Genomic DNA, 13,478 nt, shown 5'->3' with positions numbered 1-13,478 from the left:
CAAATATTTGTAGAACTTACACCGGCCACAGCGACCTGATGCTTAACTGGCACGCAGCAAGCTCCATCACTCACCCCGCCACTTCGGCGGGGTTGTTTTTTCCGGCGACGCAAACAAACAAGGGCGGATCGACTCCGCCCCTTCCCTCCTATGCTCGGCCTGCCAATTTAGTCAGCTGGATGGTATCCACCAGGTATCCCAAAGTTTTCAAATCGCGTGTATTCCCCCATGTAAGTCAACGCCACCTTGCCGACCGGGCCATTACGCTGCTTGCCGATGATCGCTTCGGCCTTGCCTTTGAGGTGCTCGTCGTCGGGCTTGTAATATTCTTCGCGGAACATGAAAAGAATCAGATCAGCATCTTGTTCGATCGCACCGGATTCGCGAATATCGGACATCATGGGCCGCTTGTCCGCTCTTTGCTCAACCGACCGATTGAGCTGTGAGAGCACGATTACCGGCACCTGCAATTCCTTCGCCAACCCTTTCAGCGCCCTTGATATCTCCCCGAGCTCCGTCGCTCGGTTCTCTTTCCCGTTGCTGCTGGATGAACTGGTCATCAGCTGAAGGTAATCGATCACGATTAAACCAAGCTGGCCATTGTTGATGCCTTTCATCGCAAGGTCACGCACCAGACGTCGGCTGCGCGCGCGAATCTCGATAGCACTGAGAGCCGCTGTTTCGTCAATATAGATTGACGACTCAGCAATTTTGGTCGTGGCCACCGACAATTTGGACCAATCCTCGTCGATAAGCCTACCGGTCCGGAGGCGTTGCTGGTCGATCCGACCCACCGAGCTCAACAGGCGGGTCATCAACTGGCTATCACCCATTTCCAACGAAAATATCGCAACTGGCTTCTTTTGTTCGATCGCGACATGCTCGGCAATGTTAAGCGCCATTGCGGTTTTGCCCATGGACGGGCGGCCCGCGAGGACGATCAGATCTCCAGGCTGCAGCCCCGTGGTCTTGATGTCTAGATCCATAAAGCCGGTGGCAATACCCGTCACGACGCTATCATCGTCGCGGCTGTACAGCATATCGATACGCTCGATCACCTGGCTGAGCACCGTGGTGGCATTCTTGAAATTTTGGCCGCCTTTCTGGTGCATTTCCGAGATACGGAACACCTTCGCCTCGGCGTCATCCAGGATGTCACGGGTTTCGCGCCCTTCCGGGTTGAAGATGCTCTCCTGGATATCCGTTGTCGCTGAGGCCAGCTCACGCAACAGGAAACGATCATGAATAATTTCGGCGTAGCGCTTGATGTTGGCCGCACTCGGCGTGTTCTGTGCCAGCTCGGCCAGGTAGGCAATGCCACCAATAGTGTCAAGCTGGCCAAGGCGGTCCAACGCCTCCGAAACCGTCACGATATCGACAGGACGATTGTTCTCGATCTGGCGACCGATGGCTTGGTAGATGAAGCGGTGCGTCAGGTAGTAGAACTCGGACTCCGTGATGAGGTCGGCAATCTTCACCCAGGCATTGGGATCCAGCATGAGTCCACCCAGCACACTCTGTTCAGCTTCCAAGGATTGTGGTGGAACCTTGAGGTGGGGTCTCACCTCCGGAACTTCGATCATCTCATCCGAGCCCATGTTTCACTCCTGCCGAGAATAGTTATGGTTGTTTGAAGAGTTCGGGAACGGTTGTGGCAACAAAACCGTAAAAAGCGGCGCGCACAGCCTTGTTCTCGTCCAAGTCGATAGGATCGTCGCCGAGTCGCTTGCGAAACGGGGTGAACAACGCAGACTTGCGGAAGCCATCCATCAGGCTCTGCAACGCCTCCGACGAGACCGACTGCAGGTAGATCGAGATGCGATCGGTCTGGCTTTGCGACTCATCGGCAATCAACTGCGTCGACTTTTCCATATGAAGCTGGAGCGCCTGCTGTTCGGTGGCGGTCTCTTTGATGGCCTTGGGCAGCGATAGATCTTCTTTCAGCGCTTTCAAGAAATAGCGGCCGGGATACTCGATCCGATTCCCTTTTTTCTCAGCCAATTCCATCCTGTGTCGGGTGAAATCGATCTTGGAGCGGATGTAATCATGGTCATAGCATTGGGAAATATCGCTGATCTCATTCGGGGTCAGTGCGAATTCTTCCTTCAATATCTGGAAGGTATCCTCGTCGAGTGGTCTGCTCAAAACCAGTTTGCCATGGATGTTCTTATCGATCGTGAAGCGTAGCCATCCGATTTTTTTGCTTCCCTGAATGGATCGTGTCTCTAATTCTATGTATATGTCAGAAAGCTCGTTGATCTGATCGATAGCCGCTTGGATGACTTTGCGTTTCAGCGTTTTGAACTCGTCGTAAGAGCTCAACTCAGAGGTATTCGTAATCTGTCGAAACTCGTCAACGGTCCACCACGGGGTCGCACCCTGGAAATGAAACGCAGAGCAACGCTCGTACAAGTTGTGGGCGTACTCGGACGTGAAGGCGTTGCTAATTCGCAAAGAGAGATAGGTAAATGACTTCGGCTGCTGGAGCTGGCGTCGCAAACTTTTCGGCACAGTAAAGTAGACTCGCCCACCGGTGAAATACACCTCTCCGATGTATGGAATACTGGCCCACTGCTCTTTTGAGGTATCTGTGGCCTCATTTTCGATTTGAATATCGATCAGTGTTTGCTGGACCCCGCGAATCGTCTGCTTCAGGTATTTGTGGTTGGTGCTATCGTAGCCCGCCAGCCACTTAAAATAGTCCAATGGGGCAGAATGTTGCTCGACCTCGAGTGCATCACGATGCGCTACAAAGTAAAACGCATTGACTAAGCGCCTACCTAGTAGGGGAAGATTATTGCCTTTTACATGGATGGTGGCGTTAGAACGATTAAGGCCGATGTCTTTCTTGATATCGGTGATTGGCAGATTGTTTCGCTCTGCTTCTTCGAATAGTTCGAAGGCGAGCTGCTTTACCACCGGATTAGGGGCAGACATGGAAAGGTGTCCTTGATTGATTTTATGCGTACACCTTAGAGAGGACCAATCCAGATGTCAATATCAAAAACGTACACCTTTGAGAGCGACCGGCGATTGTATGACGTGAGGGTGCTCATGACTGGGAGGGTACCTATGTCGGCTGAAAGGTAAGTGTCTGTGATTTCACGGTTTTCTTCTCTGCTAGTTAGGCAAAGGTGTACTGATTTGAGCTGCATCAAAAGGCTGGCTCTCAATAGCTTGCACCCAGGTTGCGCCAGGTGGACACCCGAGCGATTCTTTCATTGTAATGACAAAGCTAGCCAGCAAGATTTTAAAAAACAAGCAAGCATTTAAGGCGTTGTAAGCTATTGATTTTACTGGTGTTTTTTGATGTAAAGATAACGTTTGTGATGCAAGGTAGCCAGTTATGATGGCCAATACGTGGCAAGGTGTCCTTTTGTGATAGTGGCAAAGCGTACTGATATGATGCAAAGCGCCCCTCTCTGATGCTGTGGTGTACGTTTCTGATTTCCTTCCAGAGGAAGTCACAACCCACGTCGTTATTGGGTTTGCGGGATGTTGGGCCAGAACGGTGAACCTTTATGATCTCAGTAGCTGAGCAAGGTGAACGTTTGTGATCGAATCCACGTTGTAGACCTCTGGATGCCACGTCGGAGCGTTGGAAATCGCTAGTTTGCTGAGAAAGGTGTACGTTTTTGATGGCTATAGGACGCACGAAAGCCCCATTTACTGGTTGAGCGCTCTCATAAGCGTTCACCTTCCGAATGGTGGCTATCATAGACGTACACCACCCGTTCACTGACCAGGATGCCTCATCCTGCCCTTGCTTCGCGTGGAGACTACCTTCCTTTGGAACTTTACCGAGAACTCGGCAAGTATGTTGATACAATATTAATCATATATTTTTACATATACATGGCCTGCTCGATCATATAAGTCCCTGGCTTGAGCCAATGCTTAAAAATCAGTAGAATAAAAATCCTAAATGCGTTGTACCTGGTGTCATTGCGAAACCGCACTGCGGCCAGTCTGAGAAAGCTCCGAGCGCCCACTCGGAGCTTTCTTTTTCAGGGGTCAGGTGTTTACCGCCGTAACCAATGGGATCTTGAATAGCCGTCCCCAGGCTTCCAGCGTTGCATTCTGAATCCCCGGAATTGTGGTGCCCTTTGACCACCAGGCGTTGGACGAGCCGACGATGATCGTAGGTTTATTCCAGAGCCCGCGCAGGACGGGCCACATCAGTAGCTGCTCATAACAGATCAGGTAGAGCACGCGCTGGTCTCTGATCTTGATCGTGCCAGTACCGGCCCAATCACTAACGAAGTGGCGTGTTTTCGACCACGGGTTCCACATGCCCAGCGGAACTGGCACGCGGCTATGCAGTACCATGTTGGGCTGCGCGCCAACCGAGAACAATGCGTTGACCCGCCGTCGATCGTCCAGTCGCTTCTCTGCGCCAATCAGCACCGTTACGCCGCGCCGAGCCATAGCATGCTCATAGCCGCTCCAGTAGAGGCGATTCAGATCCCAATCCCCGCCGACCGCCTCCGGAAACACAACGAGCTTTCCGCCGTTGCGTATTGCCATCAAGGCGGAGTTCTGCACCGTTTGCAGCGCTTGGAAACCATCGGTTTTGCCTACGTGGGTATCCACCCCGACCCATCCGGTAGGCCGCTTGGCCGGTTGCTCCGTCAGATGGGCAACGCCGGATATCGCCACGGCCACGGCCAAGGTCAGGTAATGCCAGTGCTTGGAAAGGGTCTCGATCATTGCAATCTCCAGCCTTGGGCCAATCTGGACAGCGCCGTCATACTACCCAGCATGAGGAGCATCCCCATCCAGCTGGTACCTGGGAACCATACCCCTGCTGCTGCGACTGGGCTGGCCCAGCCAAGCAGGCCGATAGGGGGGACGCTGACCACCAAAACGGCGAGCAGCAAGCGCCAATGCGCCGCGGCGAGGTTCCAGCACGCCACCCAAGCGAGCGCAAGAACAATGCTGGGGCCGCACCAAACTGCCAGCCCCCACCAGAACGAGTGAGCCGCTGCCGTGTTTTCTCCAGCGAAAAAAACGCCACCACCGTGAAAGAGCCCGCGCCCAGCTGCAAGGTAATAGCCAAACATCACCAGGAAGGCCTGCCAACGACTAGTCGCCATCCCCCAGGCGATCGCGACCAACGGGGCAGCCGCGAGTCCCGCGGTCACCCCGGAATAACCAATGATGCCGGCGGCGATTGCCACCAGCACTGGAAACATCACTATCATCTATCTCTCCATCCGAACCCCGCGGCGACTCACTTGCGCAAGTCCATCTCTGATGCGCTGACCGATCATCGCCACCTCGCTGCACAGCAGATCCAGCAACTCGTCCAGGTCGTCAGCACCTCCGCTTGGATCCGCCTCGAGCAATTCAAGTAGCTCCTGGATATCCGAGCGGCAGGCATGCAAGTAACGCATAAGCGTTTCCAGTTCCTGTACGGCCTGATCGTCTTTTGCGCGGTAGCGGGCGAGCTGCAGGAGCTGTTCGTCGCCTTGGAGCGCCGACAGCCAATGCAGCAGATCGCCGATCACCTCATCCGAAGCCATGCCGGCAACGCCCTAGCATTTCCAGCGATGAAACGCCTCGACCTCGGCTTGTGTTGTGCGCTCGAACGGCCAGCTCTTGACTTGGTGGTAGATCATCTGCCCCAGCACATTGGCCATCTTGCTGGCGTCTGCCGGCAGCCGATACGGTTGCTTTTTCTCTGCATGGATGCAGCGGCCGATCGCTTGCTCCAACTCATGTAGTTCAATGCTTTCCACGGGGTCATCCTCCTGCGTAGGGGCAGGTTGCCCTGCCCTGGCGTACCGTACGGATTACGATGCGAGCGCCGGTGCACTGTCCGTGTGGTGCGTCGCGTGCCCATTCAGTCCATGTGGAGGTGTACCGAGAAAACCTGGGGCCGTATGGATCTGACCATTCACCGAGGCCTCCAGCCGCTGCATCTGGGCTTCAATTATTGCCCGGGTGTCCTGCAGCTTGAACACCTCGGCCAGCATCATGGTCATCGAGCTGAGCATCTGTTCAGCCACCATGCGTTGGCCAGGCGACAGCTGATCCGCAGGCGCTTGGTAGTGGATCGGTTCGTCTGGGCCCGCGTGAGCAGCAGCTGGTTCCGCGCCCTCGACGACAGTGTCGGCAGGTATGTCGAGCGCAGGCGGATAGTGGAGCTGTAGGTTTTCTTCTGCAGCTGACTGATCGGACGCTGGGACCTGAGAGATAGACGTCTCGATCGACAATGCTGGTTCGAACTGAGGGCTCGGAAAAACCGGTTCCAATTCGGACTGCGGTGCCTGAGTGCTTGTGGACGATACCGGCTTTGCCACTTCGCTGGGCAACGCGCTAGCCGGGGACATGCGTTCCTCGACAACCATGCCGACCAGCGACTCTTCCGCTTTCCACATGCGACGCACCTTGCCCCCTATCTTGGTCAGGAACTCGTTGAACCACACCGGATCTGCCACATCCTTGGTGATGACCAGGAAACCGGCGTCGACCTTGATACCGAATTCCTCATGCGACCAGACTTTGAAATCTTGTGTGAAGCCCAACTTGGCCAAGGCGGAAAGATTGGGTTTTTCGACGAAAGCGACGAAGAGCGCATCAGTCGGTAGCGCCGCAGCAAAATGGTTCATGGTCTTCTCCATAAGCATGAGATTTAAAAGATCAAGTAGCCGATCCGATTGCTGCGTCTGATTGGCGACCACTTGTATGAGCGATGCTGCCAAGGATTCTAGGATGGCAACCGGCGCGCTGGCGGATACCGGGGGCGAGGGCGGTACCAGAGGGTGAGGCTCTGCAGCCGGTGCAGTTGGCGTCGGGGGGCTAAAGCTGGATTTATTGAGTTCGACTACCTCTTTGGACGCTGCCGGCGAGCTCACAACAGGTACATTCGCGACTTCGCGATCCGCTGGCACGAACAACTCCGCGCTCGAATTCGGAATGTCGCTTGGTGGTAGAGGCGGTACGAACAGGCTATCCACCGGTGCTTGGGCAGCTGCAGCCAGCTCGGCCAGGCTGAGCGTAGGCTCGACGGTGGCTTGATGAACCTGGATGGTTTCACGCAACTCTTTGACCTCTGGGAGAGGGCTCGCTTCGACTCCAAGATCCAGTTCGAGTGTGTCGTACGATGCTGGAATGAAGCCGGCCAGTTCATGCAGCCGTTCGCTGGCATCACCGGTGCAGTACAGTTTGGCTGCAGTCCAATCCAAATTGCGGAGGATCATGAACAGGTCGCTGTACGTGCGGACAATCGTCTGGGGGTCGTCGTTCTTGTAGATGGCAATGGAATCGCCATCGCAGGACATAGTGACTCCGATTTCGGTGTGTCGGAATTCGAGGTCATCGCCCGTGCTGACGTCCTCGAAACCGAAGGTTGTAAACGCTCGGATTATGAACCGTTCATCCTTGGCCATGCCGCTATCGGTGCGAATCAACACCGCATCGTAGTCGGGGTAGTTCTCAATTAGTGGATGCATAATAAATCCTCTATGGTTGATATGAGCCGATTGAAGCGCGTTACCTAGAGCAGCTTCACCGCCACGGCTCCGGCAAGCGAAGCCAGAAAGCACAGGCCTGCGGGTTTCCACCAGTCATTCGCAAAGAGCATCGTGTTACCTGAAGGCGTAACGCCATTGATATCGCCGTTCCGCCTGGATTCGTTAACCGCCTTGATGAACATCGGGGTCAACTGCTCAAGCAGCCGTTTGGCGACTATATTCGATTGGTCCTCCAGCGTAGTGCGATGGATGGCGATCGCTTTGTCGGTCGCTTCCTGGATGCGTTTTGGAACGTCATTGAACAGGTGCTGATGGACACCCAACAACACGAAGATCATGACTATGGGGTCGTCGTCGGAGACCCCATGCATGTCCTGGAGGCGCTGCCAATACTGAACCTGATCGGACGTTAGAGGGTGCCCAATCAGACGCTCGATTGCTTTGACGAGCCCACTGTTTGGGCTCAACTCTTCATCAGTGTCACTCATCAACTATTCCTTGCTTAAGATTCGACAGATCGTCATAGATGGGGTGATAGAAGGCTTCATGCGCGGCACAGAGCCAGTTCTGCACACGTTGCCTGGATAGCACCGTGGGCGCGATCGGCTGAGGTTGTTGCCGGCTTCTGCGCAGATCTACATAGGCCTGTGGCAACACCTTGAGAGCCTTGATCCGGTCGAACTCGAAGCCACCCAGGGCCGGAAAATCGATGACGTGCCGGAACGCCCCTGCCGCGTTGTGATTGAAGGTCTTGAAGCGGTCAACCTCGCCAAAGTGCAGATTGCGCACCGGGTAGAGCATCTGGAAGCGATCGGCAAGGGCCGGCAGATATTCGAGTCCATCCTCGATGGTGTTCAGCACGAACAGGAATTTGAACATAATGGGCTCGGCCCCGGACATGCTCTCGGTGCATTGCAGGGTCGAATCGAACCACCCCATCAGCTGATCGTCTGCCCCATCTGGCGTATTGATGACCACGTGATCCGATGCGCGCAGCATGTTGTGAATCACGTCGAAGTATTCATCCTCGGTCATGTTTTGAGGGCTGTCGGGACGGAGGCGACGGAAGTCGAGTGCGCGCGCCGGCATTTTGCGCAGGCAGATGCGGTAGACATCCGGGGTGCGGCCGTCACCGTCGATGACGGCCACAGTATCTTTGCCGCATTCATTGATTAGGGTCTGGGTCAGGCCGACCGAGACTATGCTCTTGCCGACCCCCCCCTTGTTACCCGATACCATCCAAACGGTTGGCATGTTTTCACCAGTGAAAATTACAGTTTCAGGAAGGCCCGCACTTGGTCGAGCGGTTCCTTGGCATCGTTGGTAACCCAGGTTTCCAGCTTGAACTGCTCGCTCGGGGTCAGATTGAACGCATCGGCGTTGGTGGCTGCCTTGCTGAATGGCATCATGCACTCGGGGTCGGCAAAGATTTTGGACGTAACGCGCAGGTGCAAAGCCGGCATGGAGAAGGTCATCGACATTTTCTTTTTCTCTAACTCGGCCTTGAGCGGAGACTCCTCCCAGATGAAGAACATTGACTCGTCACCGAAGACGGTATTGCGCACCACAATGACCTTGGAAACGTGTTCGCCGACGTCGTTGAGGCTTTCCTTGAGCAGGTTAACGCTGTCGGGGAACAGGTTGATGACCCAGAACATCACGACTTCCGGCTTGCCTGGCAATTTCATCTTGAGAAAGCGGCAAAAGTCTACGAACTCTTTCTGCATGGCTTCCCCAATGCCGGCCGGCAGCGAAATGGCGATGTGCTTATCAGCATGCTGCTTGATGAAGTCGATGACCTCCATCCAGCCGTCATCGCGTCGCAAGTTGATAGTCTGGCACTCGGTTGCTCCGTCGAACATCCGGATCACATCCGGGTTTCGCGTATCGGCGTCGATCACCGCCAACGGATGACCCGCTAACAGCATGTAGTCGGCAAAAGCCTGGCAGATGAAGGACTTGCCTACCCCGCCTTTATCACCATGGAACAGGTATATCTGCTGATTGAACCCCTTTTTGCCACGCGGGCATTCGGTGGTATCGGCTGAGGCGCAGCCTGCTTCTTGGATAGAGGTGGACATTGTGACACTCCTTGTTAGTTTTCGAAATATTCCACAAATATTGTATTACATGTTTATCACGTTCTGCACAACATTGTTATGCAGCTTTTACGCAAAGGACGTCAAACACGGGATTGGACGTAAAGTTTTGGTCTTTACATTGGGCAATATAGTATTTATTATAAATTGAACGCCACTCCAAAAGGCGAGGCCCATCGCAGCTGCTACTGCGACAGGCCTCTAACGGGAGTGGCGATATGGCGCCAGCCGTCTGAGGCCAAGTATACCAGCGGCGACTGGCATCCGTTAACTCTATATGGAGAGTTACCATGTTGCTGAATACCCTTCTCGATCGCAAGGCCGCAGGCCCAATCTTCACTTCTAGCTTTGTCATCCAAGGTCAAGGTCGAGACGTGAGTTTCGATGCCGCGCGCCTTGGTCTGTCTGGCCATTATTTCATTGATGACGAGGTCTGGAAGGATGCGGTCGAGTGGACCGGTCGTGACAGCGCAGAACACGGAGTGGATCTGGATAGCTTGACGCGTCTGCAGGATCTACTGCTGCAGTTACGTCGTGCCGCACGCGGGGCCGGGACCACCACGGTCTATTTTTCGCATATGCGTGTTCCGCGCAGTGGCCGCAGCAGTCATGCGGAGCGAATTCGTTTGGTGGCCAATTACATCGGTACACCGCATGGCCAGGCACTGCAAATCCACTTTCTCTCGGAATGAGGGGGATTTTCACCAGTGAAAACGAAAAAGAGGCTTACCGAAGCGGAGTTTTCCCAGGTTAAAGCACTATTTCCCAAAATGAAAGCGCGCAACATGGAAGCGGCTTATGCATGCATGGTAGATGGACGAATCCAGCGTGTGGTAGCGAAGGAAATCGGCATCACCGATAAAGCCATGTGCCAGATCATTGGTCGAATTTGGATCAAATTCCAAGCCGAGGTTCAACGACCGGCGGGTTGGCAAATAATTACTGTCTGCTTACCGCCTGACCAAGTCAATCAGGTTCGGCAAATGGAAGAGGAAGCTCGAAAATTGATTAAAAAATAACCATTCCAGTCATAAGGCCGATGGTATCTCTCACGAGAAGCCATCGGCCTTTCCTATTCACAGGGTTATAAACAGCTTCTGTGGAAAACCCTCTAACCTCACTACCGAGCTCAGTCCGGAATAACAAGAGGTAGGCGTCGCAGCAGCGGTGCAGTAAGGCTGAAGTAACCGTCCTCCAACCGTGGTGCATGGTCGTGGATCCACGATGTTGCCAATGGGTGATGCAAAGCCCCCTCGACGCATTCCAGCTCTGTCTTCGTCTCACAAACGATCGAGAGATTGTGTCCAATCGGAAGTCTGCCGGCTTCGATCCGATATGGCTGAGGGGACTTGGCGATACGCGGAACGAGTAAGCTAGGACGGTCCAGATCCCAGTGATGGAAGCTCTCTGGCGGCATCCATGGACTGGTCCGTTTCCCTCGATTGGACATGCGCGACATCTCCCTTTGCAGATGCTGTTGAATGGCGATCGGAGGCTGTACGCCTGGTTTCGTTCGAATCGCATAGCGACTCGCAGCTCTTACTTGTCCGTTCTCAAGGTCGCTCGCATCCACAACTGGCACTAAGTGCTCGGCCGGCAGTGTCGCTGCTGTAACGGCATCCACAAGAAAAACGCCTGCGGTGCCTAGCCAGGGAGCCAGTTTGACGCGCGCGATCGAGCCCAAGGTAGGAAGGCCCGCGTAGCGTCGCGCATCAACGCCCGGGTAGATCGCCTGGCGCGTAAGCGGTTGCGTCGTCTGCTGAGCACTACTTGCCAATACCACTGCAACTGGATGCACCCGCGGGGGCGTGCCGGCATGCCGTTGCTTTGGCCGATAGAATGCGGTCTTTGCATCGAGCCGTTCCAGATGGCTGATGGATACCACCTGGCCCAGACGTTCACGCAGGTTGGCCGCCTGGTCGTTTATCAGCCAGCGATCGGCCGTGACAAACCCGATACGCCCGCCAAGACGGAGAACGCGCGTACACCGGTCCAAGAAGCTGTACAGGAGATCCATTGCCGCATAACCAGGCACAACGCTCCGATATTCGTCGCGTAGCAGCTGAGGCACGTTTAGCCAGCGTAGATAAGGTGGATTGCCTGCCACAATATCCCAAGAAGGAGTCGTCGGACTTTCGGTGAGAAAATCTCTGTTGTGAACCATGGCTAGTGCCATCTGCGCAGCATCTGTCGCTGATCGGCCGGCAAGGACTAGCCGCGTTGTGATGCGCTGTCGGGCCTCCGCACACGCTTGCGGGTGGATTTCCCACCCCTGTATGCGTAGCAGCGCCTGGTCATCGTGCACGTCGACAACGGCTAGCAAGCGCTCCAGCGCTCGCACGAGAAACATGCCGTCGCCGCAGCTTGGGTCGATGAGCTGATTTGCCTGCTGGGGCCATTGCAACAATTCCAATAACTGATTTACAACTGGCTCGGCCGTATAGATAGCGGTGGCCGCGTGCAGCACATGGATTGCGTCGGCTCTCGGGTCGGGAAGCAATACGAGATTTTCACGATTCATCTTATTTTCTCCCTGGCTCATGGCTGCGGCGCGCCGTCGGTATCGACTAGGTCTGCGTATGCGTCAAATAAGGTTGGCAATTACGCCACCTTCACGGGGTGTACCGTCATCCTTGCGCGAGCCAAGTAAGGCTCAATCAGGCTTCGATCCATGTTTTTCTGTTGTGCGATCGCGCCGGCTAGCTCCTCGAGTAGCTCCTTATTGGCTGCCAAGAATTCCTGAACCTCGGCCACATGCTTGGCCTTCAAGTCATTCAACACCACACGGTTGTGGGCTAATTTCTCGTCGGAGATAGGAGCTTGGAAAAACACCTCACCGAATCCGGAAGCCAGGAACATCGTAGCGGCTGTGATCCAATGCTGATTGTCTTCACTGGCCCCATCCGCCCGTTCGCCAAACACCGTGAATTCTGCCTCCGCGCCGGCTAGGTGTAACAGCATCATCCAATGCAAATGGCTTTCCGACCAAGACTCAGGAGCGATATCTGAATGGAAGACCCGACCTCGGAAGTCATCGCCCAGGCCCAGCACCTCTTTTACCTGTACAGACAAATCGTCTGGCAATTGAGGGAGAGCTGCGTACATGAGCAAGTGTCCGGCTTCATGGACGCTCGTCCTGTAAATATCTTGCGGCTGCCGCATGCGTGGCTTTATGGCCATTCCGTAAGCGGCATATTCCATACCATGGTCTTGTGGGGCTGAGTAGTAGCTACGGGATGGGGCGAGAGCTAATGCTGCATTGACTATTAGGTAAGCGGCGATCAAAGAAAACACATATTCGAGGTTGCCTTGCGCTTTAACGAGCAGGTCCGCCATTTCTACACCAAGAAACCTTACTCCCATTAGGCAGAGCGATAGCAAGACATACTGCTCCAAGAACTGAACGCTATCGGCAAAAGGATTGGTTTTAGGGGGCTCACCATAATGTGCGTTTGAGTGGAGGCTGTTGATGACGCAATAGATCCACCTGAACCCAATCCAGCCTGTGCCCAGTATAAATGCCGTGTTATAGACGGTTTGCGCCGTATGAGGCAAAGATTCAACCGCCGGCGCATTATTCGCCAGGGCGGTCATCGCCAGCAGCCCGAAACTAAGGATGGGGTAATGTAGAACCAAGTGCATTAACCTACGCAGGAGCTCTCTAGCTGACGACTGCTCCATCTTGTCGATTAACCAAAGTACCGGTCGGGGAAGCCATCGTTTGCGTAATGAGATGAGACCAATGACCGTACCACCGGTAAAGGTGGTGAAACTGATAGCAAGATCGGTCAACGTCCAATCGATGTGGCGAAAATAGGCTAACCCAAGGATGGACAGAGCATAAACCCCTAGGTTGGCGGCAATCACTTTGCCGTAAAAGAATACTTTGTTGTGAGACATG

14 protein-coding genes are annotated in these 13,478 nt (G+C 54.4%); 2 read left to right on the top strand and 12 right to left on the bottom strand.

Going from position 1 to position 13,478, the window contains the following annotated elements; all coding sequences use genetic code 11:
* Positions 1-167 precede the first annotated feature (167 nt).
* The 10 genes from dnaB to LQR33_RS09320 all read right to left on the bottom strand — a co-directional run bounded on the left by dnaB (position 168) and on the right by LQR33_RS09320 (position 9,559).
* Complete coding sequence (gene dnaB, locus LQR33_RS09365) at positions 168-1,598, bottom strand: replicative DNA helicase (protein ID WP_231468663.1); 1,431 nt, start codon at positions 1,596-1,598, stop codon at positions 168-170.
* A gap of 22 nt (positions 1,599-1,620) precedes the next feature.
* Positions 1,621-2,937 carry a replication initiation protein gene (locus LQR33_RS09360; RefSeq protein WP_231468661.1) on the bottom strand — a complete coding sequence of 439 codons (1,317 nt, stop codon included), beginning with the start codon at positions 2,935-2,937 and terminating at the stop codon, positions 1,621-1,623.
* A gap of 1,077 nt (positions 2,938-4,014) precedes the next feature.
* Positions 4,015-4,710, bottom strand: a complete 696-nt coding sequence (locus LQR33_RS09355; protein ID WP_231468659.1) for a carbon-nitrogen hydrolase family protein — start codon at positions 4,708-4,710, stop codon at positions 4,015-4,017.
* The gene (locus LQR33_RS09350; RefSeq protein ID WP_231468658.1) at positions 4,707-5,204 is read right to left on the bottom strand and encodes a carbon-nitrogen hydrolase family protein; all 498 of its coding nucleotides are present in this window, start codon (positions 5,202-5,204) and stop codon (positions 4,707-4,709) included. The genes LQR33_RS09355 and LQR33_RS09350 overlap by 4 nt, the downstream gene beginning before the upstream one ends.
* Positions 5,205-5,525: a hypothetical protein gene (locus LQR33_RS09345; RefSeq protein ID WP_231468656.1), complete on the bottom strand. Its 321-nt coding sequence runs from the start codon at positions 5,523-5,525 to the stop codon at positions 5,205-5,207.
* A gap of 12 nt (positions 5,526-5,537) precedes the next feature.
* Complete coding sequence (locus LQR33_RS09340) at positions 5,538-5,741, bottom strand: DUF3717 domain-containing protein (RefSeq protein WP_231468654.1); 204 nt, start codon at positions 5,739-5,741, stop codon at positions 5,538-5,540.
* A gap of 54 nt (positions 5,742-5,795) precedes the next feature.
* Complete coding sequence (locus tag LQR33_RS09335; RefSeq protein WP_231468652.1) at positions 5,796-7,457, bottom strand: hypothetical protein; 1,662 nt, start codon at positions 7,455-7,457, stop codon at positions 5,796-5,798.
* Between the two features lie 44 nt (positions 7,458-7,501).
* Positions 7,502-7,966, bottom strand: a complete 465-nt coding sequence (locus LQR33_RS09330; protein ID WP_231468650.1) for a hypothetical protein — start codon at positions 7,964-7,966, stop codon at positions 7,502-7,504.
* Entirely contained in the window at positions 7,959-8,732 is a 774-nt protein-coding gene (locus tag LQR33_RS09325; protein WP_231468648.1) for a P-loop NTPase family protein, read from the bottom strand. The genes LQR33_RS09330 and LQR33_RS09325 overlap by 8 nt, the downstream gene beginning before the upstream one ends.
* A 17-nt stretch (positions 8,733-8,749) precedes the next feature.
* Positions 8,750-9,559 (bottom strand): nucleotide-binding protein, encoded by an 810-nt coding sequence (locus LQR33_RS09320; protein ID WP_231468646.1) that lies wholly within the window; start codon positions 9,557-9,559, stop codon positions 8,750-8,752.
* 308 nt (positions 9,560-9,867) lie between these two features.
* On the opposite strand from LQR33_RS09320, the gene LQR33_RS09315 reads away from it, so the two are divergent.
* Both LQR33_RS09315 and LQR33_RS09310 read left to right on the top strand, forming a co-directional pair.
* Positions 9,868-10,269, top strand: a complete 402-nt coding sequence (locus tag LQR33_RS09315) for a hypothetical protein (protein ID WP_231468644.1) — start codon at positions 9,868-9,870, stop codon at positions 10,267-10,269.
* 15 nt (positions 10,270-10,284) lie between these two features.
* Positions 10,285-10,596, top strand: coding sequence for a TrfB-related DNA-binding protein (locus LQR33_RS09310; RefSeq protein ID WP_231468642.1), 312 nt, complete (start codon positions 10,285-10,287; stop codon positions 10,594-10,596).
* A gap of 110 nt (positions 10,597-10,706) precedes the next feature.
* On the opposite strand, the gene LQR33_RS09305 is transcribed toward LQR33_RS09310, so the two are convergent.
* Together LQR33_RS09305 and LQR33_RS09300 are read right to left on the bottom strand one after the other, a co-directional pair.
* Positions 10,707-12,098 (bottom strand): Eco57I restriction-modification methylase domain-containing protein, encoded by a 1,392-nt coding sequence (locus tag LQR33_RS09305; RefSeq protein ID WP_231468641.1) that lies wholly within the window; start codon positions 12,096-12,098, stop codon positions 10,707-10,709.
* Between the two features lie 80 nt (positions 12,099-12,178).
* Positions 12,179-13,477, bottom strand: coding sequence for a hypothetical protein (locus LQR33_RS09300; protein WP_231468638.1), 1,299 nt, complete (start codon positions 13,475-13,477; stop codon positions 12,179-12,181).
* Position 13,478: the final 1 nt, after the last annotated feature.

Origin of the sequence: Chromobacterium piscinae, assembly GCF_021129175.1 — a bacterium.
GTDB classification, from domain to species: Bacteria; Pseudomonadota; Gammaproteobacteria; order Burkholderiales; family Chromobacteriaceae; genus Chromobacterium; species Chromobacterium piscinae.
This window is presented reverse-complemented; position numbering and strand designations above follow the sequence as displayed.

What these genes read in the sequence shown, in the direction of transcription:
- dnaB (WP_231468663.1), bottom strand. Translation starts at nt 1,598, where the DNA reads ATGGGCTCGGATGAGATGATCGAAGTTCCGGAGGTGAGACCCCACCTC.
- LQR33_RS09360 (WP_231468661.1), bottom strand. Translation starts at nt 2,937, where the DNA reads ATGTCTGCCCCTAATCCGGTGGTAAAGCAGCTCGCCTTCGAACTATTC.
- LQR33_RS09355 (WP_231468659.1), bottom strand. Translation starts at nt 4,710, where the DNA reads ATGATCGAGACCCTTTCCAAGCACTGGCATTACCTGACCTTGGCCGTG.
- LQR33_RS09350 (WP_231468658.1), bottom strand. Translation starts at nt 5,204, where the DNA reads ATGATAGTGATGTTTCCAGTGCTGGTGGCAATCGCCGCCGGCATCATT.
- LQR33_RS09345 (WP_231468656.1), bottom strand. Translation starts at nt 5,525, where the DNA reads ATGGCTTCGGATGAGGTGATCGGCGATCTGCTGCATTGGCTGTCGGCG.
- LQR33_RS09335 (WP_231468652.1), bottom strand. Translation starts at nt 7,457, where the DNA reads ATGCATCCACTAATTGAGAACTACCCCGACTACGATGCGGTGTTGATT.
- LQR33_RS09330 (WP_231468650.1), bottom strand. Translation starts at nt 7,966, where the DNA reads ATGAGTGACACTGATGAAGAGTTGAGCCCAAACAGTGGGCTCGTCAAA.
- LQR33_RS09325 (WP_231468648.1), bottom strand. Translation starts at nt 8,732, where the DNA reads ATGCCAACCGTTTGGATGGTATCGGGTAACAAGGGGGGGGTCGGCAAG.
- LQR33_RS09320 (WP_231468646.1), bottom strand. Translation starts at nt 9,559, where the DNA reads ATGTCCACCTCTATCCAAGAAGCAGGCTGCGCCTCAGCCGATACCACC.
- LQR33_RS09315 (WP_231468644.1), top strand. Translation starts at nt 9,868, where the DNA reads ATGTTGCTGAATACCCTTCTCGATCGCAAGGCCGCAGGCCCAATCTTC.
- LQR33_RS09305 (WP_231468641.1), bottom strand. Translation starts at nt 12,098, where the DNA reads ATGAATCGTGAAAATCTCGTATTGCTTCCCGACCCGAGAGCCGACGCA.
- LQR33_RS09300 (WP_231468638.1), bottom strand. Translation starts at nt 13,477, where the DNA reads ATGTCTCACAACAAAGTATTCTTTTACGGCAAAGTGATTGCCGCCAAC.